A 23,264-nucleotide genomic window follows, 5' to 3' on the forward strand; every position below is an offset into this window, starting at 1 on the left:
TACTACGCAAGCCCGCGCTGAATAGCGTATTTAATTAATTCACTGGTGTGCTTTATATTGAGTTTTTGATTGATCTTTTTTCGATGGGTATCTACTGTTAGCGGACTGATGTGCAGGCGCTCAGCAATCTCGTTTGACGAAAGGCCTTGACAAATAAGTTGAATGATTTGTATTTCGCGACTCGATAGCGTAGGGTGGTTTTTTACTTCTGTTTTTTTCTTTAGAAAATCTCTAATTTCTTCAGTAAAGTAGCTTTCCCCGTTGTATACTGTGCGAATGGCCTCAAACAGCACGTTTATGTCATCTGACTTTAGAATAAATCCATTAACACCCAAAGAGTGCAATTCATTTACTAAAAGCTTTGAAGAATAGGATGTTACGACTAATATTCGAACGTCTACTCCCGATTTCCTAAGTTGCTCTGCCACTGTTACGCCGTCCATACCTGGCATGTTGATGTCGAGCAATAATACATCTGGCTCATACTTTAAGACACTATTCAAAACTTCATCACCGCTATCACAATAGCCAACAATTTCAAAGTCTTTCTCCTCTTCGATGACTTTTTGAAGTGCATTGATAAAAAGCCTTTGATCTTCGGCAATAAGTACGCGAATCATGCCAATGATTTTTTCTTAACGGGAATTGTAATGGATATGGCTGTTCCCCTTCCTGGTTTTGAATCTATTTCCATTGAACCATTGATTTTTGATATTCTGTTTTCTATATTAAAAATACCAATTCCTCTGCTCTTTTTATTCACCTCAAAACCACGTCCGTTGTCTTCGAAGAGAATTTGAATTTCATCGTTTAAATACGCAATAAAAAGATGGACAACAGAAGCACGTGCGTGTTTAAGGGTGTTGGATGTGAATTCCTGAATTATTCGGTAAATCTGAGTTTCTAGGTCTCTATCCAATCGAGGGAAATCAACCGGAGTAAACTCCACTTCGATTTGAATCATGCCGGATTTTGAAATCTGATTACTGAACTCCTCGACAGCAGCTTTCAAACCATATCGATGAACAATACCAGTTGACAAGTTGTGCGAAATACGGCGAATTTCATCAGCTGCTTCTTTTATCAACTCAGCAGTAGATTGGAGTTCACTTTTTAAATGTTCATCAAAGGATAGTTTTTTAGCAAGTACTTGTAAATGAAGTTTGATATTTCCCATCATGCTGCCCAGGCGATCGTGTAACTCAGTGGCTATGTGTTCCCGTTCCATGTCTTGCCCGCGTAGTAAGGCATTGGCCGTTTCAAGCTCGTGGTCTTTGATTAGTTTATTAATTTTCTCATCATACAGCATCAATTCTTTTTTATTGAGTTTTATTTTCTGATATACAACTATTGAGCTGCCGATGAGCACAGTGGCTATAAGCAGGCTGAGAGCGAGATATTGCTTTTTCTTTCGCTGTTCGATAGATATTTTGTTTTTTGCATCCTGGAGCTCCAGAGTTTTAATTTTTGATTCGTATTTCGATTCCATTTCAGCAAGTGCTTTCAGTCGTGTTTCGTTAAGCAAGGAGTCTTTGTATTGGGCAGCTAGTTTGCTAGATCGCAGTGCCTCTTCGTATTGACCTAGTCGTTCGTGCGTTTCTGAACGTCTTTCATAAACTTCTGAAAGCATTGCATAGTTGTTCAAGGTTCTAGCAATTTCTAGCTTTCTGTTTTGATAAAGTAAGGCTGATGTATACATGCCTTGGTCAAAACTTATTTTCTCCAATGTTCCATAGATATTAGCCAGAAGGTCTTGTATTTCACTTTTTTCTGAAAAAAGATAGTAGGTTTTTAAAAACTTTTCGATTGTATTCTTTGACTTTTCAAAATCTTTTAATTTGTAGTAACTGAAAGCTAAATTGTACAAATCGCTTAAATAAGACACCGTATCTTGAACAGCGAGATAAAAATCTATATTTTTTTCATATATATCTTTAGCACTTATATAATCTTCTTTCATAAAATGAATTGCTGCTAAATTGCTCAAATAAATCTTGTGAAGGATTGATTGCTTTAGGGTATCGAGGTAAAAAATTGCTTGCTGAATAGCCTCAAGAGCCTTGTCGTAGTTCTGTTGCTCCTGATGATAGATTGAAAGCAAATTGTAATTTGTAGAGAGCAAGGTTTTGTTGTCTTGTTTGCGATTGAGTTCAATAGCTTTATACAGATATGTAATCATCGACTCAGGCTTTTCCACCTGATAGTAGTAAGCCGCCAAAGCATTGTAATACAACGGTTTTGCCTCCTTTATATCTTCTGTTTCTGCTATTCGAAGGAGTTTGTTAAGCGTATCTTTTTGCTGAGAATCGGTGTAAGCAGGTGAGACTGCTGAAATAAAGCGTGCATTCCATGAACCGTTTTGAGCGCTGATAGTTAGCGTGAATAAACAAAGTACTATCGAGGTAAGCGCTTTTTTCATGAACGGCTTGATTCAGTTCAAATATAAAGAAATTTTTAATCGTAATTTTTTTTCTTTTTTAATAGTTGAATGGCTTTATTTTTAACGATTTGATGGGCGTCATCATTTAAAGAAAAATGAAATTCTGTGGTATACACTTTCGAAAAATTTTTCAATTCATAAAATTCACCTCTGAAGTAACCCCTTTTGTTCTCTACTGTGGCTAAGCACGCTATCGGAGCTGAGCACCCTCCTTCTAGCGTTTTTAAAAATGTTTTCTCTAGCGATACACAGAGCCCTGTTTCTGAATGATGTAACGGTTCGAGCATCGCCCGGATCTTTTCATCCTCTTCCCGAGCTACTATTGCCAGGGCTCCCTGTCCGGGAGCTGGTAAAAAGGGTAGTTCATAAGAGTAAAACCCCTTAATTTCTAATCTTTGAAGACCTGCCGATGCAAAGATGGCCCCATCCCAACCATGGGTTTCCAGTTTTTGTAGTCGGGTCAAGACATTTCCTCTTAATGGCTCAATATGATGGTGTGGGTAAGAGTGAAGCCATTGAGCCTTACGGCGCACACTGCCAGTAGCAATGATACATTTGGATTCAAATAACTCTCTGACTTCAATTTGCTTTTTTGAAACCAATGAATCGGTGTAATTCCCCCGTTCAGGCACTGCAGCTATTACCAGCCCTTTGGGCAGAGTAGTTGGGACATCTTTATAAGAGTGAACAGCTATGTCTATTTTATTTTCTATTAAAGCAACATCGAGTGTCTTGGTAAAAATCCCTTGGATTCCCATTTCATACAAAGGAGTTGTAAGATTTATATCTCCTTGGCTTTTTACAGGAATGATTTCAGTCGGTATACCGATCTTTTGTAAGGTCTTAGCTACAAACTCTGCTTGCCAAAGTGCCAAGCGGCTATCGCGAGTACCAATTCGTATAACGTTATTCACTGAATACTATTTTGAGCAAAAATCCGAAAGAATAATGCAATTCACAGCTCTTATTCCTTTTTAATGGAACAGAAAAAATTTCAATCTACACGTATAAACATCTTTCCAAAAAAAACTCAGACAAGTTAAATCTAAGCAAAAACAGGCGCTATTCATTACAAAGTAATTGATATTACGACTTGAATTGATAAATGTCATAATAGTACCAAATGTCATTAATCTACTTTTGATTATACTAAAACCATTAGATAAAAATGAGTTCAAGTGAAGACTTTTTGTCAGATGAATCGTTCAGAGATCGTGTAGGATTTATCACTGAAGATGGCAAGAGAAAGTTTATTTATCCAAAAAAGCCCTCTGGTAAATTTTATAAATATCGCACTTGGCTCAGCTACGTGCTTTTAACGATTTTTTTCACAGGTCCTTTCATTCGCATCAACGGTCAGCCCTTTTTGATGCTCAACATTCTAGAGCGCAAGTTTGTGATACTCGGACAGGTTTTCTGGCCACAAGACTTTCATTTAGTGGCTCTTACCTTTGTTACTGGCGTTGTTTTTATCATCTTATTCACAGTAGCATACGGCCGACTCTTCTGCGGATGGGTGTGTCCACAAACGATATTCATGGAAATGCTCTTTCGAAAAATCGAATATTGGATCGACGGCGACCGCGGTCAACAGCTACGGCTTGCCTCGATGCCATGGAACGCAGAAAAAATCCGTAAACGCGTTCTGAAAAACGGTATTTTCTATCTGATATCTTTTATCATCGGCAATGTGTTTTTGATGTACATCATCGGTTCTGATGCCTGGATTAAGCTGGTGTCTGACGATCCGTCGAAGCATATCGGTGGCCTTGTAGCGATGATTATCTTCAGTGGAGTGTTTTTCTTCGTATTCGCTTGGTTTAGAGAGCAAGTTTGTATAGTGGTATGTCCTTATGGCAGATTACAGGGCGTACTGCTCGACCGAAATTCCATTGTGATTGCCTACGACCGCTTAAGAGGCGAACCAAGAGCCAAATTTCGCAAAAACGAAGACCGAACAGCAGCCGGAAAGGGAGATTGCATCGACTGCGGCCAGTGCGTTGATGTGTGTCCGACGGGTATCGATATACGCAATGGAACACAGCTAGAGTGTGTGAATTGTACCGCCTGCATCGACGCCTGCGATGCTGTAATGGATAAAATCAACAAACCCAGAGGCTTAATTAAATATGCCTCTGAAAACCAAATAGCTAACGGTGAAAAGTGGAGATTCACCGGCCGACTGGCCTTTTATACTGTAGTGCTCACACTACTTCTGGGGCTTATGGGCTTCTTGATTTTCAGCCGGGTAAAAGTAGAAGCAACCATCCTTCGAACCCCTGGCCAACTTTATCAGGCTTACGATGATGGAACCATCAGCAATGTGTATAACTACCAACTGATCAATAAAACCTCTATGCCTATTAAGGCAGAACTGCGCATGATTGAGCCCACAGATGCCCGGATCATGCTTCCTGGTAAAGAAGATCTCACTTTTGAACTTGGAATTCAAGACATTAAAAAAGGAGCCATGTTTGTGTATATTCCTAAAGAAAAGCTCTCTTCAGGTAAAAACACCATAAAAATCGGCGTATTTAATGGAGATGAATTGCTTGACGAAGTAAAATTGTCCTTCCAAGCACCGATTAAAAAGTGATTGACGTATGAAACTGAATTGGGGTTGGTACATAGTGTTTGCTTTGGTAGGATTTGCAGCTTTTGTGATATACCATGTAATTGGAATGATGCGCGAAAACACTGACTTAATTACAGAAAATTATTATAACGAAGAGCTGCTGTATCAAGAGCGGATGGAAGAAAAGCAGCGGGCCATCGACGAAAATAGATTTCTAAATATTCATTACGATGCCCAAAATGTGTACATTCGATTACCCTTTGAAGGTTTTTTTGAAGCTCAGATCAACTTTATACATCCTGAGCGAAAGATTTTTGATAGGTTTTATTCCTCTACCGATACGTTGGTAGTGCTGCCGCGCTCAGATTTCAAACCAGGTAAGTGGAATCTGAAATGCCTTGTTACCTACAACGGCAAAAAGTACTTATTTGAAGAAACCGTTTTCTTATGATTGGAGCAGGTTTTATGCTGGGACTAGCCGGCTCACTGCACTGTGTGGGCATGTGTGGTCCTTTAGCTATGGCTGTACCCGGACTGTACAGTGGAAAAATAAATAAATGGCTCGGTGCTTTTCTTTACCATATAGGTAGATCCTTTACATACGCGATTTTTGGGTTGATATTTGGTGCTCTGGGCAAATCTATTTCACTCGCAGGCATGCAGTCATGGGTTTCCATTCTTGCCGGAGCGATAATGATAGTGATGGGATTGATTCCTTTTTTTCAATCGGCCTTTGAAAAGTTTTTTACCAAAGTTTTTTATCGGTTAAAAATAAATTCCTTACGAAATAAATTACTACAAAAGCCCAGAAATCCGTTTTTCATTGTGTTACTCGGTAGCCTTAATGGACTTCTGCCGTGTGGGCTCGTTTATGTAGCACTTGCTGGAGCACTTGGTACAGGAAATCCAATCCTGGGAGCAGCATTTATGTTTGTTTTTGGCTTAGGAACTTTGCCGGCATTGTATCTTCTCAGCGTTGGGGGTAGATATGCATTGTCGTTAAAAGGCTTTAATGCTGCTAGGATTATTTCTTCAATTACCATTATCGTAGGATTGATTTTTGTTTTAAGAGGGGCCGATCTTGGAATTCGATTTATCAGCCCCAAGCACGAAGCACTCAAAGTCAAAGAAGCCACTGTTAAAGCTCAAGCGGCACCGGGAAGTTGTTGTACGGCACCAAAAGAAAACGATAGCAGTGCTCACGAATGTCATTAAATGATGGACTTCGTTTTAAGTGCTGATTTTTAAAAGTATTTTTGCCATAAATTTCACAGTAAAAGGGTAATAGATTTTGATGAATCCTGAAATATTGCAAAAAGTCGAGCAAGCTTTATCGGAAGTTCGTCCTTTTTTACAGACTGATGGAGGGGATGTGTCTTTGGTAGAAATCAGTGATGATCTGACTGTAAAAATTCGTTTACATGGCACTTGCGTAGGATGCAATGTGAATCAAATAACTTTAAAAGCAGGCGTAGAAACTACTATTAAAAAGTATGTGCCTGATGTAAAAGAAGTGATACAAGTGGCCTAATAGCCTGATAAATTTCATTAAAAATGTGGTGAGCATATAGCGTACTTTAACGAGTATTTCTGGGTAAAATGGGGAATGTAAAAACAATTGAGAAGGCTACGGTATTATTTGCCGGAGATTCAGGAGATGGCATTCAGCTGGCCGGTATGCAATTTTCAATGACAACAGCCATTAAAGGAAATGATCTTAGCACATTTCCTGACTTTCCGGCTGAGATAAGAGCTCCTGCGGGTACAGTGTCAGGTGTCAGCGGATTTAAGATAAATTTTGGTTCCACTGAAATTTATACTCCTGGAGGCCAAGTAGATACACTTGTGGTGATGAATGCTGCCGCTCTAAAAAAAAATCTGTCAGCACTAAAACCGGGAGGTTTAATCATTGCAAATACAAATGGGTTTGATAAGCGCAACCTCGAGCTCGCAAACATTCCACCAGATAAAAACCCGCTCACTGACGGAAGCCTAAGCAACTATAAACTCATTGAGGTAGAGTGTACCAAACTTACCCGCGAAGCCTTAAAACACCTTGGCCTAAGCACCCGCGACATGGATCGCAGCCGAAATATGTTTATGCTTGGGCTTGTGTATTGGCTATATACACGCGACCTAGAACCCACTATCAAATTTTTTCAACAGAAATTTTCTCAACAGCCTACTGTACAAGAAGCCAACATAACAGCTCTGAGAGCGGGATACCACTTCGGAGAGACTATCGAAGCAACTGCTGAACGTTTTGTGGTTGAAAAAGCTCAACTTCCAGCAGGCACTTATCGAAGCATTACTGGTAATGAAGCCATTGCAATCGGATTAGTTACCGCTGCTAAAAAAGCCGGTCTAAAACTCTTTTACGGATCCTATCCTATCACCCCGGCATCTGATATATTGCACCTTTTGTCAAGTTACAAGGCATACGATGTATACACGTTTCAAGCTGAAGACGAAATCGCGGCCATCGGCTCAGCTATCGGGGCATCATATGGTGGAAATCTAGCAGCTACAGGCACATCAGGCCCGGGAATGGCCTTAAAAACCGAAGCCATTGGATTAGCAGTGATGCTTGAAATTCCTTTGGTTATCATCGATGTACAACGCGGAGGCCCTTCTACCGGACTGCCTACCAAAACAGAACAAGCCGATTTATTTCAAGCCATTCATGGCCGCAATGGCGAAGCTCCACTTCCTGTGTTAGCAGCCTCTACCCCTGCTGATTGTTTTGATGTCACTTTTGAAGCCTGTCGTATTGCCATTGAGCATATGACTCCGGTCATTCTTTTATCAGACGGCTACATAGCCAATGGGGCTGAACCCTGGCTTTATCCATCAGCAGAGCAACTGCCGAAAATCACAGTGAAACACCCCACTCCAGAAGGCGAAGTTTTCATGCCTTACAAACGCGATGAAGACTTTGTGAGGGGTTGGGCAACTCCTGGTACACCAGGAATGATGCATCGAATCGGCGGACTGGAAAAAGAAGACATTACCGGAGCTGTATCATATGATCCTGAAAATCATCAAAAAATGGTGAATATTCGCCTTCAGAAGATTCTAAACATTGCCAACTACCTGCCTGATGCAATACTTGATGAAGGTGAAAAAACAGGTGATCTGTTGATCATTGGATGGGGCTCAACCTATGGAGCTATCAAAGTAGCCGTACAGGATTTGAGAAAAAAAGGACATAGAGTCTCACAAATGCATTTAAAATATCTCTTCCCACTACAAAAAAACGTAAGAGATCTAGTAAAAGGATTTTCAAATATTCTTATCCCTGAACTTAACATGGGTCAATTAGCCTTTTATCTAAAAGCCGAGTTAGGCATTAAACCCTTTGAATTACATAAAGTTAAAGGTCAGCCCTTTTTAGCAAAAGAAATCGAAGACGAAGCAATAAAAATTTTGACAAAAAATTTGGTGGAAACGAGCTTGTGAATTTATCTTTGCAGCCCTAATTTGATATCGCGGGGTGGAGCAGTTGGTAGCTCGTCGGGCTCATAACCCGAAGGCCGCAGGTTCGAGTCCTGCCCCCGCTACTAACAATTTGAAAGTCGCTGTTTTTAGCGACTTTTTTTATGTACTTCGTTTATATTCTCTATTCTACCTCTGCTGATACCTTTTACGTCGGCCATACCGACGACCTCCTCAAACGTCTTAATAGACACAACTCAAAATTGGAACCCTCCACAAGACGATATGCTCCTTGGATACTCCTTTGGTCAACTTCTAAAAATTCGCGAAATGAAGCTGTGCGGCTTGAACTTAAACTTAAAAATCTCAGCCGAAAACGTAAAATCTCTTTTATGCTTCGCTATGCCGCAGGTATTTCGAGCCCAGACGAATTGAAGCTGCTGCTTCAATTGTCTGGGTGCTGACATGCCCTTTGGGCTTCGTCAGCATCCTGCCCCCGCTACTAACAATTTGAAAGTCGCTGTTTTTAGCGGCTTTTTTTATGTACTTCGTTTATATTCTCTATTCTACCCCTGCTGATACCTTTTACGTCGGCCATACCGATGACCTCCTCAAACTTCTTAATAGACACAACTCAAAATTGGAACCCTCCACAAGACGATATGCTCCTTGGATACTCCTTTGGTCAACTTCTAAAAGTTCGCGAAATGAAGCTGTGCGGCTTGAACTTAAACTTAAAAATCTCAGCCGAAAACGTAAAATCTCTTTTATGCTTCGCTATGCCGCAGGTATTTCGAGCCCAGACGAATTGAAGCTGCTGCTTCAATTGTCTGGGTGCTGACATGCCCTTTGGGCTTCGTCAGCATCCTGCCCCCGCTACTAACAATTTGAAGGTCGCTGTTTTTAGCGGCTTTTTTTCGTGTAAATCCTTAGTTCGGTTTCCGATGAATCTTTTTATGTGGTATAGACGTAATCTCTTGTATATCATATTTTTAAAGAACATATTCAGATTATGGTATATATCGAGAAAACCCATCTTGTTGAAATTACCCACAAGAGACAGAAGCCAAGAAATATCTATCAAAGTCTACTCCCATGAATTTCTCTTTCTTAAAGGATTTATTTTACATGATGTTTCAGATAAAAATTGCTCAACTCTGCGAATACATCCGCAAAATTTTTTAAGAATTTGCGGATGCATTCGCAAATTTTAATACTTTTAGCATATTTACCTGTTTTACAAATATTTGTAGGCTCTTAAAAAGTCTTTTTTTGAGCGATTGCCCATACGGAAGTTCATTTTAAATTTTTTGGAAAATTTTTTTCTTGTAGTTATTCTTTTACATAAAGCTGTTATTCAAAGTTTTGTAATCTTCCTTACGTAATATTTTGCTGTATTTTTCTAAGTAAGTATAAATTTTGCGATTGTATCCGCAAATTTTTTTAAGAATTTGCGGATGTATTCGAAATTTTTATTAATAAGTCAAAAACGAAGAATAGTTATTTTGATGTATATCTTTCATGTTTTCAGGATTGTACTCTTCTTTAAAGGCAGTAGGCATACGAACGGAGGATTTGCTGGCTGACCATTTGAATTCGTATGCTGAAATAGAGCCGTCGAGCTCTTCCACATAATCTATTTCTTGCTTGGCATGGTTGCGCCAGAAGTACGAATTGGCAAAGATGCGGTGATTTTTAAGCAGTTTCATGCGCTCACTTACCACGAAGTTTTCCCAAAGAGCACCCACATCATCGCGCATATCGAGGGGTTGAAATTGCTTGATTACAGCATTTCGGATGCCGTTGTCGTAAAAATAGATTTTCCTGGATTTTTTAAGCTCATTTCGAAGGTTGCGGCTGAAGGGGTAAAGCCTAAAAATAATAAATGCCTTCTCGAGCAGGTCGATGTAGTGTTCCACAGTTTCGTTGTCAAGTCCGCAGATTTGGCCTAGCTCATTGTATGAGACCGGGCTTCCAACTTGAAAGGCCAACGCCATCACAAGTCTTTCCATCCGATCGGGCTTTTGGATGCGCTCCCAGGTGAGGATGTCTCGATAGAGATAGCTGTTGGCGAGTTCAAATAGGATTTCCCTTTCGTTGCCCGGATTAGAAACCACCTCTGGATAATAGCCATAGAGCATGCGGTGTGTGAGCAGACGCTTCTCTTCCAGCGCTCCGTGATGCTTCACAAGTTCTTCATAGCTAAGGGGTGTCATCAGATATTCCCATTTGCGACCTGTTAGTGGTTCATTTACTTGATTGGATAAATCGAAAGATGAAGAGCCCGTAGCGATCACTTTTACCCCTTTCAGATGATCGACAATCATCTTGATAACTAAACCAATATCCTTTATTCGCTGGGCTTCGTCGATAAAGAGGATTTTTTTGTCGCCGAGGAGTGTGCGCAGTAGGGTTACATTAGGGGCAGAGAGCAACTCACGCGCATCGGCTTCATCGCCATTTAGCCGGAGCACATCGTTGCGACCGGAGAGAAGGCTTTCGACCAGTGTGGTTTTACCTACTTGTCTCGGACCAAATAAGATAATAGCTTTTTGATCGGCGAGTTTTTTTTCTATTTGGTCATTTAATATCCTGTATATCATGTTATCGACATGTATATCTGCGATTTTATCCGCATATTTTTTTAAGAATTTGCGGAAGCGTTCGCAAATTTAAACATATTCAGCATATATATTTGATTTTTAATTTATTATAAGCTTAAAAGAATCTGTTTTTTCATCATAGTGGGATATTTGATGGTTTTAGAAATTTTTGGAATATTTTTTTATTACAGATTCAATTAATTTATCTCATTACTAATCAGTATTTTAATCTATTATTTAGTGTCATCGTTATCTTTCAAATTTACATTACTTTTAAATTTTGCGATTGCTTCCGCATATTCTTTAAATATTTTGCGAATGCTTTCGCAATTTTTAAAAATCAGAAAGATGTAATGCGTGTCGTTAGAAGCCTGAGCGGGTCGCGTGAGGTGGCCGGAAGTCGCGCGTCAGCGCGGTGCGTAGCGCAGCGAAGCACGGAAGCGAAGCGGACACTGTAGGACACCGACCCCGGCAAAAGCACCTTTAGCGCTTTGCCGGGGGCACGCCCAATTAAAAATTTTTTTAAAAAAATTCAGCTACTTGATGATTTGTGACAGGGGGATTTAGAGTGTGTAAATGGCTTGATGAATCTTAATGTGCTATGGTTCAAACACTTCTTGCCGTTAAAGTGTACCTATCTTTGCAACCAGTAATCTGTATATGGTAAAAATCGGCGATATTGAATTGGGCGACTTCCCAATACTGCTGGCACCGATGGAGGATGTGAGCGATCCTCCCTTCAGAAAGGTGTGTAAAAAGTATGGGGCTGACCTGATGTACACAGAGTTTATCAGCTCTGAAGGGCTGATACGCGACGCCATAAAAAGCCGTGCAAAACTGGATATATTTGATTATGAGCGACCCATTGGCATTCAGATCTTCGGCGGTGACGAGGAGGCTATGGCTATGGCCACGGAAATCGTAGATGCGACTGGGCCCGACCTTGTGGACATCAACTTTGGATGCCCGGTAAAAAAGGTGGTGTGCAAAGGTGCGGGGGCTGCCGTACTAAAAGATATTCCTCTGATGGAACGCCTAACTAAGGCGGTGGTAAAAAGCACCAAGCTGCCGGTAACGGTAAAAACACGCCTTGGCTGGGATGAGTCGAGCAAAAACATAGAGAAAGTGGCTGAACGCCTTCAGGATGTAGGTATAAAAGCACTGACCATTCACGGCCGTACACGCGTTCAGATGTACAAGGGAGAAGCCGACTGGACTCTGATCGCAAGAGTAAAAGAAAACCCGAGAATTCACATTCCGGTCTTTGGCAACGGTGATATAGACTCGCCACAAAAGGCCTTAGAGTACAAAAATCGCTATGGTGTAGATGGTATCATGATCGGACGTGCTGCCATTGGATATCCTTTCATCTTCAGAGAGGTAAAGCACTACATTGCTACAGGAGAACTGCTCCCTCAACCGACGATCGAGGAGCGCGTAGATGCCTGTCTGCAGCATCTGGAATTCAGCCTTTCATGGAAAGGACCAAAGTTGGGCTTGATTGAGATGCGCAGTCATTATTCAAATTACTTCAAGGGAATACCCAACTTCAAACCTTTAAAAGTTCGTTTGCTCACCAGCAACTCCCAGGATGAAGTACTGGAAATATTAAATGAAATACGTCAACTCGAATTTGTATAATCAATAATGAATCAAGCATTTATAATCGACGGAGTGCGCACGCCCATAGGAAAATTCGGAGGAGCGCTCTCTGAGGTAAGGGCTGATGATCTGGCCGCTCATGTGATTGCTGAAGTTTTAAAACGTCAATCCGCAATTCAACCACACGAAATAGACGATGTAGTAATGGGATGTGCCAATCAGGCCGGCGAAGACAACCGCAACGTGGCGCGCATGGCGCTACTACTAGCCGGGCTGCCCGTAACAGTACCTGGAGAAACAGTAAATCGCCTCTGCGCCAGCGGATTGGCTGCTGCTGTACACGCTATGCGCGCCATTCGCACAGGTGACGCCAGGGTGATAATAGCCGGAGGCATAGAACATATGACCCGTGCACCTTATGTAATCAGTAAGCCTTCCAAAGCTTACGGCACAGACAGCCAGATGTACGACAGCTCGTTTGGCTGGAGGTTTATCAATCCAAAAATGCAGCAGATGTACGGGACAGAAGCCATGGGCGAAACAGCGGAAAATCTCGTAGAGATGTACAGCATCTCCCGAGAAGATCAGGACCTCTTCGCTTACCGCAGCCAGATGAAAGCCGCTGAAGCTCAAAGAAATGGTCGATTATCTAAAGAAATAGCTCCAGTAGAGATCCCGCAGAAAAAGGGCAATCCAATCGTAGTGGACAAAGATGAATTTCTAAAGCCGGATACTACGCCGGAAGTGTTGGCAGGTCTTAGGCCGGCATTTCGAAAAAATGGGACAGTAACTGCGGGTAACTCCTCTGGATTGAATGACGGAGCCGCAGCGTTGATTATTGCATCAGAAGAATATACAAACAACCATGGCTTAAAGCCCCTTGCCCGAATGGTGAGCATGGGTGTGGCCGGTGTAGAACCCAGAATTATGGGGATTGGCCCCGTTAAAGCTTCGGAAATTGCATTGAAAAAAGCAGGTCTTACGCTCGATCAAATAGATATTATTGAAATCAATGAAGCATTTGCAGCTCAGGTATTGGCGTGTACCCGACTGATGGGACTGGCAGATGACGATTCGAGAATTAATCCCAACGGAGGTGCCATAGCTTTGGGGCATCCCCTCGGAATGTCGGGTGCACGGATCCTCTATTCAGCTGCACTTCAGCTTTCCCTTACTGGTGGGCGCTATGCCTTGGTAACCATGTGCATTGGTGTAGGACAAGGGTATGCAGTCGTTTTAGAAAAGGCCTAATGGCCGTATTCAGCAGTAGGTCTTCATGGCAATAAGTCGTGCGATTAAATGGGGGCTGTATAAGCTCATCTTGTTGCTGTCTTTGCAAGTTTACTCTCAAGGGTTACCTACCTGTAGCATACACACATCCATTGACCATAAAAGAAACCTTCTGCATGTGCGTGTCAACTGGAAAAATCTACCGACGCGCGATACCGTATGGTTTTATTACATGCCACAGGCATTGGCTGATGAAAAATCCTTTTATAGCCGCGAACAGGATGAATATCAGAATGCCGAGCTTTACTTTTTCAGGGAGAAAAGAGCTTTTCAGCTGCCTACCTTCGAAGAAAATCATCAATTAATTAGACACCCATTAGTTTCAGAAGTATTTGGACTGTATAACAGTAAGACCGATTCGATCACGTTCACTTTTACGGTGCCCATCATTCAGCATCCGTTTCCGGTGACGGCTATGCTACAGGGAGGGGATATCTTACTACAATTTTTCTATCCACAATGGGCCGATGGAGAGAATATTTCGCCTTTCAACGCACATTTATACCTCAACCTGCCTCGGGTCAGGTACTCCATGACGCTCGATACCGATGTGAGCTATAGCCTACTTGCGCCGGGAATAGTTATATCTGAGTATCTCGATACGGCAGTGCGCTGGAAAGTTGAGGCTGATAGCCTTCAGCACTTAAATCTGTTTCTTACGCGTACACTCATCCGATTGCCCTCTGTGCGGGGCAAAGAACACATCGCTGTGTACGCACGTCCTGAGAATATTTCAAAGCTCTCAAATGCCCTTCAGGAAATCACAGCAATTTCAAAATATCTGGAAGAGGAATATCGCCAGAAATCCATGCAAAACCTTCAGTTTGTAGATGTAAGCAGTATTGAAAACCGCATATTTCCCAACGGTTACTGGCTGCCGATCAGAATGCCGGTTGTGTCTGATTACCTTCCGGCTTCTTTAGCTACTGCTTATTTCGAAGCACTTTGTGCCCGCTATGTGTATGGTGATCGCTGGAAGTTTCCTGTGTTTTACAGTTCGATAGCCGAGTATTTTAAATACGAATACATTAAAAAGTATCATCCTGAAATTCAATTGGCAGGGCCATTGGCCAACTCTTGGGTGGGATCGGTTTTTGGCTTGCAATACCTTCCCTATCACTATCAAAATCAATTGATTTATCTATTTACAGAAAGACAAGGACTCTCACAGCCGCTGAGCGATGTGTATTCAGATGCTTCGCGTCTGCACCTCGACGGTGCCGGTGTGGCCAAATATGTGACATCGCTTTTTCATCTTAAGGGATACTTGGGCGATTTTAAATTCAGAAAACTGATCTATGAAGCTCTATCGACAGCTGCTTTTGCCTCACCGGAGAGATTTCATCAATTTTTATCCGAAAATCATCACAAATCTCTTGATTGGTTTACCGATGACATATATGCCAAAAACAAAAAATTAGACTATGCCTTACTAAACTCCCTACGGTGCAACTACACACAAGTGGTAACGGTCAAAAACAAGGGAAAAACAGCAGCACCCATACCTATTTCGGGCATAAAAGACGGGAAAATTTTTATTACCCAGTGGTTTGAAGGACACAGAGGAACGAAAAAAATCCCTATTCACATAGAAGAGTTTGAACGCATTATTATCGACGCACAGCTTATAACGCCCGAAATAAATCACCACAACAACCAGATCCGAACCAGCGGAATGTTCAGGCGCTTTGAACCTCTTAAGCTTCAATTCTACACCGGGCTTGAAGACCCTTTGCGGAATCAGTTGTATTGGTTTCCAATGGTCAACTACAATGCCTACGATCAGATTCTGCTCGGCCTGTCGCTGTACAACAATGGATTGCTGCTCAAGAAGTATGAGTATCTGATCAGCCCTCAATTTTCGACCGGTACAGGTAAACTGACCGGTACAGCCAGTTTTACGGCCAACTATGCTCTTCAAAAAGGGCCATTTCACATGATTCGCGCGGGCATTTTTTACAAGTATTTTCACTACGACCGTCAACTGGCTTTTAGTCGATGGTCGCCCACGGTGCGGCTGTGGTGGCGAAAGGCAAATCCGCGTTCTAAAACATTTCACATCACACGACTTCGCTATGTAGATGTGCAGCGGGAGTTGCCGCCCGATTTTCAGGAGTTACCAGTATCCATCACCAATGCCAGTTATGGAGTTTTTAGCCTAAACTACACTATGGAATACACTTCCATACTCCGGCCTACCATCCTGAAGCTGAATGCCGAACACGCCTCAGCATTTACTAAAGTTTTTGGCGAATGGGATCAGCGCTGGATGCTTCCCAATAAGAAATGGCTGATTGCTCGGGTGTTTTACGGCCAATTTCTGCGAAACAACATACCGGCGGTCAATGCCTTCTACAACTTTGGCATGTCGGGCACCCTTGATTACAACTTCGACTTCCTCTTCTACGGCCGAAGTGACAGCACAGGCATCTGGAGCCAACAGATGTTTGTAACAGACGGAGGGTTTAGAGCAGCTACAGGGTTATTTGCCCAGCACTGGATGGCCACAGCCAACCTGAGTGTGCCTGTATGGAAATTTTTTGGTCTTTATGGAGATATTGGATTTAGCGACAGAGTATTTGCCCATGGAGCAGGAATACGATTGGCATTTGTAACCGACTTTTTAGAACTTTATTTCCCCCTCTACACATCACACACCCGAGCAGGCATAAATCCAGGTTATCTGCCTACCATTCGTTTTCTCATTAATCCCGACGTGAATGCTATCCAGCAACGACTGCGCCGAGGGTGGTTTTGAAAAAACTTTCTCTGATTATTTCTCCACCGAGATCACAATTCTTTGACCAGGGGCTATTAAATCTGACTTCAAGTGATTTTCGGCTTTTATAGCCTGCACACTTGTGCCAAATCGGCGTGCAATAGATGTAAGTGTATCTCCCTTTTTTACAGTATAATACGTTTTTCGTGGACTTCTCTCCTGTTCTGATGAAATTTCACTCTTTTTTACTGCCCAAGGTTTTGGTTCGTTAAATTCATTAAGGATCGAAGGGATTTTTATTGGATAATTTTTTGGTACTACTTCAGTGCGCAATGCAGGATTAAGCGATTGCGTCAGGCGAATGTCATTTCTCGACACCATCCATTGGCCAAGCAAAACATCGAAGCTATGCCTTACCACCGTGTAAGATGTATTCGGTTGAAAATTATCAGCCGGTGTAATTGTTTGAAAATAAGATACAAGCAGATTAAAGGCTTGCTTCCAGATAGTCAATGGGTTATCAAAGTCGCTTTGTTGAAGTTGAGACTGAGAATCCCAACGCAACTGTCGCATCCAATGCTGAAGACACAATAAACTCTCGTAAAGGTTAAATCGCTCGTCGATGTATGGATCTATTCTAAATCCACATTCTAATCCCTGAAAAACCGAAAGCTTTGCAGCTCCGGCTTGTTCATTTTTATCCAAATAGTTTTCTTGTAAACCTGTGAGCAGAACTGCTAATGCAAAAGCAGAATCACTTACGTTAGGGTAAAGCGTTTTGAAATAGGATATACCGACTACCTGTCTTAAAGAGTGTTTTCGCAAAAAATTTAAAGCATGTTCGTTCTTGAGAGCTTTCGCAAAGGGCGTTACCTCTTTTACAAGGTTAGATACTTCATAATAATAGTTGGGCACAGCTGAAGGTGGATCAAGGGAGTAACGCAGTTCAAGCCATTTATAAATGTCTTGTGAGGTTGAAAAGAAGCAAAAAGCTAATTGTAAAAATGCAGAAAAAAGAATTTTATTCCGCCTTGTCTTCCCTCTGAGATCTTCTAAGACTATGCGATTTTTTGTATTGAATTGCATTGTCCAAATGTACCCTGTATTTCACAGCCGTACCTATGGTACTAATTCCGGCATTTATAAAAATAAGCGCAAGGGTACCCACGAGAATCCACAGATTGCTTTGATTTTGCGATTTCATGATTATTGCTTCGCCCAACAAACTGAGGCCAAAACCATTTAATAAAAGACCTACCACCGCATGAACAAACCATTTTTTCCGAAGTTTCTCCCGAATCATAATCAAGATTTTTTATTTGTAAAAGAATACGAAAAACCAACACCCAAAATTTGCCTGATCTGTAAAGCAGGTGCATTGGCTTTACCGTCACCGTTGGTGTCTTTTACCAAAACGTCGTCGTCGTAAATCATCTGAAGTTGAAAGCTTACTGACAAATATTTATACAGTTTAAACACAATAATATTGTCCCAGTTTACATCAATGTTCTGAGGTCGATCGAGATAGTTAGAAAATAAATTTAATTTTGAAAAAATATCGACATTGTTTTGTAACTTTTTCTTGTAAATCAATTCAACGAAAGCACCCATTTCCGTACGCACACCTCCTTTTGAAAACCGCGAAACATTGGGAATTTCTTTTTTAAAAAATTGATCTTTTTCAAACAAAGAATCGTCGAGCACAAATGTTTGTTTTACTTGAATGGGTGAGATATAAATGGCTAAATCTTTAATACTTGTATTGGTGAGACCAAGCCCGTACGACACATAGGCCGGAGCCATAAAGGTCGATATTCGGACGGTATCAGCCGGATTGCGAAATCCGTCGGCAAACTGCGTTCGAATATTTCCAAAAAGCGACGCATTCCACTTTGATTCTCCCAGTGCACGATCGAGTCTGGTGGTGAACTCCAGTCGGTCATCTGTCTTTACAGTAACGTCTTGCTGGAAGTTATATCCCAAATTCGCCTCTAGCAAGTTAAACCAATTCCATCCATTAAATGCTTTTCCGGCTCTTTGGCGCAATACACCTGAAATGTTGAAGTTGTTATTCCCTCCGGCAGCCCAGTTTGTTAAAGTCGTTTGAGCTACTGCCAGGTTGTAAATTCCATCAAACATCCACTGGTCAGAAGCATTTTCGGCTTTACCCTTTTTTTCTATATTTTTAAAGACATCTTCTACATTCTGAGAGAAACAAAAACTCACTAGCAGAAGCAATGCTCCTACCGCAATGAATCTACCCATGTAATTTATTTATTCTTAAATTTTTTAATAAACGACTTTGTAAAGTCACTTAACACAAGTTTACCGCTAATTTCAGCGCGCTGTGGAAGTAAAACATCCCAATCATCTGTATTCTGCCAAAAAATTTTTTTAAGTTCGTAAAGCGCTTGTGGATTGTACTCAGTGAGCTGCATGGCTAATGCCATTGTCTTTTCGTCGAGCTCAGTTTGATCTTTTGCCAAATACTGATATATACCCTTTTGATGTGCCCATTCAGCCGACTTCCAGACAGCCGGTTCGAGTGCCATTTCACTGAATGCAGCCTTGCCGGCTTTGCGCTCTATGGCAGGCCCTACCACAAAGGGACCTATGCCAACGGCTAATTCCGATAATTTAATGTGTGAATGTGTAGTGCCAAAGGTGTAATCGCACGAGCACGCCAAGCCAATCCCTCCACCAACGGCTTTGCCGTGGATTCGTCCAATGATGACCTGTGGTGCCTTGCGCATTGCATTGATTACGTTAGCAAATCCCGAAAAGAAGGCTTTTCCTTGCTCTAAATCTTCGATTTGAATGAGTTCATCAAAACTGGCACCTCCACAAAAGGCCTTATCGCCTCCGCTGCGCAATACAATGACCGACACCTCATCCGTATTCGAAAGCCTTTTAAAAGCATCGGCCAGTTCTCTGAGCATACTCGATGGCAGCGAATTACCCGCCGGATGAAAAAATTCTACCTCAGCTATCCGCTCCTTAATGGACGTGCGTACGTAGGGTTGCATGAGAATTATTTTCCCTTGTTGGTTTTCTTTATAAAATCTTCGAGAGCCATTGCCATACTTGGGTGCTCTGGTGTGGGCGCAGGTATATCAAGGCGCAACCCTTTGTCTAAAATGGCTTTTTGTGTCGTGCTGCCAAAGCCTGCGATTTTTTTGTCGTTTTGTACAAAATCGGGGAAGTTGTCAAAAAGCGACTGGATGCCTTGTGGCGAAAAGAACACAAGCACATCGTAGGTTACATCTCTAAGGTCCGATAGATCTGCTGAGACTGTTTTATATAGAATTGCTCTCTTGTAATTGATTTTAGCACCGTCGAGAATTGTGGGAATTTCTGGCTTCAAAATGTCTGATGAAGGCAGCAAAAATTTATCGTCTTTGTGCTTTTTCATCATCGGCAGCAGATCTCCGATAGAATTCTTTCCGAAATAAATCTTGCGCTTGCGATATACTACGTACTTCTGCAAATAGAGCGCTATGCTCTCAGTTATGCAGAAATACTTTAAGTCGTCGGGAATGGAATATCTACACTCCTCAGCGATTCTGAAGAAATGATCTACTGCATTTTTGCTGGTGAAGATTACTGAAGGGTATTCAGCAAGGTTGACTTTTGATTTTCTAAACTCGGTTATGTCCACACCCTTCACCTCGATAAAAGGTCTAAAATCGACCTTTATTTTGTATTTCTCTGCTAAATCTTTGAAGGGTGAAGGTTCATTGCCGGGATCTGGCTGCGATATTAGTATACTCTTGATTTTCAAAGCCCTATGAAATTTTATGCCTTCCTTACAACTTACCGCTCATCCAACCTGTAATCCAAAACACAGGAAGAATTTCGGCACTGCAAAGGTACACCAAAATAAACAATGGTGACAAGCTTTCAAATTTGTACATGTACCAAGCTATTTTCGCGAGATTGTAGAGGTAAAGCGCCAAACCAACAAAAAGAGTAATCCACAAAAGAACAAGAGAATATTTTAACGTATAAAAGCTAATGAATAAAAAGGGAATTGCTAAAATACCTATAAAGGAATTCCCAAGCTCGAAATTTCTATTTAAAAATTCAGAATCATTCCCCTGAATAAAAAAAGCAAGAACAAATTGTTGCAAGAGGTTTTTTGTAAGTAAAAAAACACTTAATCCGAGAAGTAATCTGAGAAAACTCCATTCATTAAGCGCCAATCCACCGGCCTTTATTACAAAATTAAAGAAAAGCAATATGGCTAAAGTCAATACAAAAATATAATTGATATACAACGGAAAGTAGTTAAAAAACTTCACATTATCAAGTTCATCCTCTACCTTTTTTAGATTAAATATCCACAAAATTCTCAAATAAAAATACACATTTTTTGCCCATATATTTTTTTGTAAAACGAGCAAAAAAATGCACAATACTATTGTGTAAAAAAACCAATCTCCCTGTACTTTGCTGACGATCTCCACGCCACAAAAGTACTTTCTTTTCGTCTTTACAGCCGAGTAGATTAACTTCACCGGCCAAAACCAACGGGATGAGAAAAATAGAAAATTACGTAATGGGCCAATGGGTAGCGTGTAATGGAGTGGAGTACGTGGCCCGCAATGCCGTAACCGGCGAGGTGATCGGCGAAGTATCGTCAGCCGGACTTGATTATGCTGAAATACTTGAATATGGCCGCCGTGTAGGCGGCCCCGCATTACGGGCTATGACTTTCAGAGAGCGAGGCCAAATGCTCAAAAATCTCGCCCTTTACCTTACAGAACGCAAAGAAATCTTCTACGAGCTTAGCTACGCCACAGGCGCCACTCGAGCCGACTCGTGGATCGACATCGAAGGGGGCATCGGCAATCTATTCTCCTACGCCAGCTTGCGCCGTCAGTTTCCCGACAAACCCTATCACGTAGATGGTCAAACGGTCAACCTTTCAAAAGGCGGCACCTTCATTGGTCACCACATCATGGTACCTCGCCGAGGTGTAGCCGTACACATCAACGCCTTTAACTTCCCGGTATGGGGTATGCTTGAGAAGATCGCCGTCAACCTTCTGGCCGGCGTGCCTGCCGTAGTGAAGCCAAGCGAATACACCAGTTACCTCACTGAACTTGTTGTAAGGCACATCATCGACTCTGCCATATTGCCTGAAGGTTCTCTCCAGCTGGTCACTGGCCTCGGCCGAGGCATACTCGACCACGTGCGCAATCAAGACGTGGTCACCTTCACCGGATCAGCTGCCACCGGCAAAAAGCTTAAAGCACTACCTCACATTGTAGAAGAATCCATTCCCTTCAATCTGGAAGCTGACTCGCTGAATGCTTCCGTTTTGGGCACTACTGTCAAGCCAGATGACCCGGAATTTGAGATTTTCATCAAGGAAATTCATCGCGAAATCACTGTAAAAGCCGGTCAAAAATGTACCGCCGTACGCCGAATCATAGTGCCGGAGCACCTCGTCGAACCTGTCGAACGCGCCCTGGCCGACCGGCTGCGCTCTACCCGCATAGGCAATCCAAAAGCCGAAGGCGTGCGCATGGGTGCATTGGCTGCGCACATTCAAGTAGATCGGCTAAAGAAAAACCTCGAAATCCTCGCCCGCGAACAAGAAGTAGTTTTCGACGGCTCTAAAGAACTTCAACTCGTAGAAGCCGACCCCAGCCGTGGCGCCTTCGTACAGCCAATTATCTTCCGAAACAATAATCCCTTCAAAAACACCGCCGTACACGAGGTAGAACCCTTCGGACCAGTGTCGACCATCATGCCCTATAAAACGCTGGAAGAAGCCGTAGCCCTCGTAGGCCTTGGAAAGGGATCGCTCGTTACCTCCATTATCACAAACGACGACAAGGAAGCAACCCACTTTACCCTCGAAGCCGCTCACCTCAACGGCCGCATCCTCGTGCTCAACCGTCGCTGTGCAAAAGAAAGCACCGGTCACGGCTCACCCATGCCCATGCTCACTCACGGAGGTCCGGGCCGAGCCGGTGGTGGCGAAGAAATGGGAGGTGTACGCGGAGTGATGCATTATCTGCAGCGCACAGCCATACAAGGCCACCCCGATACCATCACCGAAATCACCCAAATCTACCAGCCCGGTGCCAGCCGTCCAGAAGCTGAGCCCCACCTCTTCCGCCAATACTTCGAAGATCTCAAAGTAGGCGACACCGTCTATACCCACAAGCACACAGTAACCGAAGCTGATATCGTAAACTTTGCCAATGTAAGTGGCGATAATTTTTACGCCCACATGGACGCCACCTCCCTCGAAGGCACCCTCTTTGAACGCAGGGTTGCCCACGGCTACTTCATTCTCTCCAAAGCCGCAGGCCTGTTTGTCGACCCCAAAAAAGGCCCTGTGCTGCTTAACTATGGCATTGAAGAGTGCCGCTTCACCAAACCCGTGTATCCCGGAACCACCATCGGTGTAAAACTCACCGTTAAAGAAAAAATCAGCCAGGAAAAGCGCTCACCCGACGACATTGCCCGCGGCATTGTGAAGTTTTACGTCGATGTGTACGACGATACCGGTGAATCCGTCGCGGTAGCCACCATTCTGACGATGGTGAAAAAACGCAATCAAAGCTAATCCATAAGCTCTATCAC

General features: G+C 42.4%; 21 protein-coding genes and 1 tRNA gene. 12 read left to right on the forward strand and 10 right to left on the reverse strand.

The annotated features are described in order from the left end of the window. Positions 1-2: 2 nt before the first annotated feature. The 3 genes from EIP89_RS04730 to hemC are packed head-to-tail and all read right to left on the reverse strand — an operon-like array spanning position 3 to position 3,354. Positions 3-620 (reverse strand): response regulator, encoded by a 618-nt coding sequence (locus EIP89_RS04730; protein WP_124397513.1) that lies wholly within the window; start codon positions 618-620, stop codon positions 3-5. Beyond that, a complete protein-coding gene (locus EIP89_RS04735) occupies positions 617-2,419 on the reverse strand; it encodes a tetratricopeptide repeat-containing sensor histidine kinase (RefSeq protein ID WP_124397514.1) in 1,803 nt (600 codons plus the stop codon). The genes EIP89_RS04730 and EIP89_RS04735 overlap by 4 nt, the downstream gene beginning before the upstream one ends. 35 nt (positions 2,420-2,454) lie before the next feature. Then, the gene (gene hemC / locus EIP89_RS04740; protein WP_124397515.1) at positions 2,455-3,354 is read right to left on the reverse strand and encodes a hydroxymethylbilane synthase; all 900 of its coding nucleotides are present in this window, start codon (positions 3,352-3,354) and stop codon (positions 2,455-2,457) included. Between the two features lie 254 nt (positions 3,355-3,608). Here hemC and ccoG point away from each other — a divergent pair, with 254 nt between their 5' ends. The 8 genes from ccoG (at position 3,609) to EIP89_RS04780 (ending at position 9,291) form a co-directional block, all read left to right on the forward strand. Next, entirely contained in the window at positions 3,609-5,036 is a 1,428-nt protein-coding gene (gene ccoG / locus EIP89_RS04745; RefSeq protein ID WP_124397516.1) for a cytochrome c oxidase accessory protein CcoG, read from the forward strand. A gap of 7 nt (positions 5,037-5,043) precedes the next feature. Beyond that, positions 5,044-5,466, forward strand: a complete 423-nt coding sequence (locus EIP89_RS04750; RefSeq protein WP_124397517.1) for a FixH family protein — start codon at positions 5,044-5,046, stop codon at positions 5,464-5,466. Beyond that, the gene (locus tag EIP89_RS04755) at positions 5,463-6,230 is read left to right on the forward strand and encodes a sulfite exporter TauE/SafE family protein (protein ID WP_124397518.1); all 768 of its coding nucleotides are present in this window, start codon (positions 5,463-5,465) and stop codon (positions 6,228-6,230) included. Before EIP89_RS04750 ends, EIP89_RS04755 begins: the two co-directional genes overlap by 4 nt. Before the next feature lie 76 nt (positions 6,231-6,306). Further along, positions 6,307-6,546, forward strand: a complete 240-nt coding sequence (locus EIP89_RS04760; RefSeq protein WP_371851060.1) for a NifU family protein — start codon at positions 6,307-6,309, stop codon at positions 6,544-6,546. Between the two features lie 68 nt (positions 6,547-6,614). Continuing rightward, positions 6,615-8,474 (forward strand): 2-oxoacid:acceptor oxidoreductase subunit alpha, encoded by a 1,860-nt coding sequence (locus EIP89_RS04765; RefSeq protein WP_124397520.1) that lies wholly within the window; start codon positions 6,615-6,617, stop codon positions 8,472-8,474. A gap of 28 nt (positions 8,475-8,502) precedes the next feature. Beyond that, positions 8,503-8,575, forward strand: a tRNA-Met gene (locus EIP89_RS04770). 39 nt (positions 8,576-8,614) lie between these two features. Next, on the forward strand, positions 8,615-8,914 hold the full coding sequence (locus EIP89_RS04775; RefSeq protein ID WP_124397521.1) for a GIY-YIG nuclease family protein: 300 nt from the start codon (positions 8,615-8,617) through the stop codon (positions 8,912-8,914). A gap of 77 nt (positions 8,915-8,991) precedes the next feature. Next, the gene (locus tag EIP89_RS04780) at positions 8,992-9,291 is read left to right on the forward strand and encodes a GIY-YIG nuclease family protein (RefSeq protein WP_124397522.1); all 300 of its coding nucleotides are present in this window, start codon (positions 8,992-8,994) and stop codon (positions 9,289-9,291) included. Between the two features lie 634 nt (positions 9,292-9,925). Here the strand turns inward: EIP89_RS04780 and EIP89_RS04785 are convergent. Further along, the gene (locus EIP89_RS04785) at positions 9,926-11,053 is read right to left on the reverse strand and encodes an ATP-binding protein (protein ID WP_124397523.1); all 1,128 of its coding nucleotides are present in this window, start codon (positions 11,051-11,053) and stop codon (positions 9,926-9,928) included. Between the two features lie 660 nt (positions 11,054-11,713). Between EIP89_RS04785 and dusB the strand changes: the two genes are divergently transcribed. From dusB to EIP89_RS04800, 3 genes are read left to right on the forward strand one after another with little or no spacing between them, the layout of a single operon-like run. Continuing rightward, entirely contained in the window at positions 11,714-12,694 is a 981-nt protein-coding gene (dusB, locus tag EIP89_RS04790; RefSeq protein WP_124397524.1) for a tRNA dihydrouridine synthase DusB, read from the forward strand. A 6-nt stretch (positions 12,695-12,700) separates the two neighbouring features. Beyond that, positions 12,701-13,906, forward strand: a complete 1,206-nt coding sequence (gene pcaF / locus EIP89_RS04795; RefSeq protein WP_124397525.1) for a 3-oxoadipyl-CoA thiolase — start codon at positions 12,701-12,703, stop codon at positions 13,904-13,906. 25 nt (positions 13,907-13,931) lie between these two features. After that, positions 13,932-16,703 carry a hypothetical protein gene (locus EIP89_RS04800; RefSeq protein WP_124397526.1) on the forward strand — a complete coding sequence of 924 codons (2,772 nt, stop codon included), beginning with the start codon at positions 13,932-13,934 and terminating at the stop codon, positions 16,701-16,703. Between the two features lie 15 nt (positions 16,704-16,718). On the opposite strand, the gene EIP89_RS04805 is transcribed toward EIP89_RS04800, so the two are convergent. From EIP89_RS04805 to EIP89_RS11740, 6 genes are all read right to left on the reverse strand, one after another. After that, positions 16,719-17,489, reverse strand: a complete 771-nt coding sequence (locus EIP89_RS04805; RefSeq protein ID WP_160160519.1) for a LysM peptidoglycan-binding domain-containing protein — start codon at positions 17,487-17,489, stop codon at positions 16,719-16,721. A 196-nt stretch (positions 17,490-17,685) separates the two neighbouring features. Beyond that, positions 17,686-17,967, reverse strand: a complete 282-nt coding sequence (locus EIP89_RS04810; protein WP_124397528.1) for a hypothetical protein — start codon at positions 17,965-17,967, stop codon at positions 17,686-17,688. Between the two features lie 2 nt (positions 17,968-17,969). Next, a complete protein-coding gene (locus tag EIP89_RS04815; RefSeq protein WP_124397529.1) occupies positions 17,970-18,929 on the reverse strand; it encodes a DUF3078 domain-containing protein in 960 nt (319 codons plus the stop codon). A 5-nt stretch (positions 18,930-18,934) separates the two neighbouring features. Beyond that, positions 18,935-19,690, reverse strand: coding sequence for an enoyl-CoA hydratase/isomerase family protein (locus EIP89_RS04820; RefSeq protein ID WP_124397530.1), 756 nt, complete (start codon positions 19,688-19,690; stop codon positions 18,935-18,937). Between the two features lie 5 nt (positions 19,691-19,695). Beyond that, positions 19,696-20,445 carry a uroporphyrinogen-III synthase gene (locus EIP89_RS04825; protein WP_124397531.1) on the reverse strand — a complete coding sequence of 250 codons (750 nt, stop codon included), beginning with the start codon at positions 20,443-20,445 and terminating at the stop codon, positions 19,696-19,698. A gap of 25 nt (positions 20,446-20,470) precedes the next feature. Beyond that, the gene (locus EIP89_RS11740; RefSeq protein WP_371851061.1) at positions 20,471-21,181 is read right to left on the reverse strand and encodes a DUF4271 domain-containing protein; all 711 of its coding nucleotides are present in this window, start codon (positions 21,179-21,181) and stop codon (positions 20,471-20,473) included. A 17-nt stretch (positions 21,182-21,198) separates the two neighbouring features. Here EIP89_RS11740 and paaZ point away from each other — a divergent pair, with 17 nt between their 5' ends. After that, positions 21,199-23,247: a phenylacetic acid degradation bifunctional protein PaaZ gene (paaZ, locus tag EIP89_RS04835; RefSeq protein WP_124397533.1), complete on the forward strand. Its 2,049-nt coding sequence runs from the start codon at positions 21,199-21,201 to the stop codon at positions 23,245-23,247. Positions 23,248-23,264 lie beyond the last annotated feature (17 nt).

This window comes from Thermaurantimonas aggregans, from assembly GCF_003851885.1.
In the GTDB taxonomy this organism is placed as follows: domain Bacteria; phylum Bacteroidota; class Bacteroidia; order Flavobacteriales; family Schleiferiaceae; genus Thermaurantimonas; species Thermaurantimonas aggregans.

Coding starts and splice junctions, on each gene's coding strand:
- EIP89_RS04730 (WP_124397513.1), bottom strand. CDS start 620: ATGATTCGCGTACTTATTGCCGAAGATCAAAGGCTTTTTATCAATGCA.
- EIP89_RS04735 (WP_124397514.1), bottom strand. CDS start 2,419: ATGAAAAAAGCGCTTACCTCGATAGTACTTTGTTTATTCACGCTAACT.
- ccoG (WP_124397516.1), top strand. CDS start 3,609: ATGAGTTCAAGTGAAGACTTTTTGTCAGATGAATCGTTCAGAGATCGT.
- EIP89_RS04750 (WP_124397517.1), top strand. CDS start 5,044: ATGAAACTGAATTGGGGTTGGTACATAGTGTTTGCTTTGGTAGGATTT.
- EIP89_RS04755 (WP_124397518.1), top strand. CDS start 5,463: ATGATTGGAGCAGGTTTTATGCTGGGACTAGCCGGCTCACTGCACTGT.
- EIP89_RS04765 (WP_124397520.1), top strand. CDS start 6,615: ATGGGGAATGTAAAAACAATTGAGAAGGCTACGGTATTATTTGCCGGA.
- EIP89_RS04775 (WP_124397521.1), top strand. CDS start 8,615: ATGTACTTCGTTTATATTCTCTATTCTACCTCTGCTGATACCTTTTAC.
- EIP89_RS04780 (WP_124397522.1), top strand. CDS start 8,992: ATGTACTTCGTTTATATTCTCTATTCTACCCCTGCTGATACCTTTTAC.
- EIP89_RS04785 (WP_124397523.1), bottom strand. CDS start 11,053: ATGATATACAGGATATTAAATGACCAAATAGAAAAAAAACTCGCCGAT.
- dusB (WP_124397524.1), top strand. CDS start 11,714: ATGGTAAAAATCGGCGATATTGAATTGGGCGACTTCCCAATACTGCTG.
- pcaF (WP_124397525.1), top strand. CDS start 12,701: ATGAATCAAGCATTTATAATCGACGGAGTGCGCACGCCCATAGGAAAA.
- EIP89_RS04800 (WP_124397526.1), top strand. CDS start 13,932: ATGGCAATAAGTCGTGCGATTAAATGGGGGCTGTATAAGCTCATCTTG.
- EIP89_RS04810 (WP_124397528.1), bottom strand. CDS start 17,967: ATGATTCGGGAGAAACTTCGGAAAAAATGGTTTGTTCATGCGGTGGTA.
- EIP89_RS04815 (WP_124397529.1), bottom strand. CDS start 18,929: ATGGGTAGATTCATTGCGGTAGGAGCATTGCTTCTGCTAGTGAGTTTT.
- EIP89_RS04820 (WP_124397530.1), bottom strand. CDS start 19,690: ATGCAACCCTACGTACGCACGTCCATTAAGGAGCGGATAGCTGAGGTA.
- paaZ (WP_124397533.1), top strand. CDS start 21,199: ATGAGAAAAATAGAAAATTACGTAATGGGCCAATGGGTAGCGTGTAAT.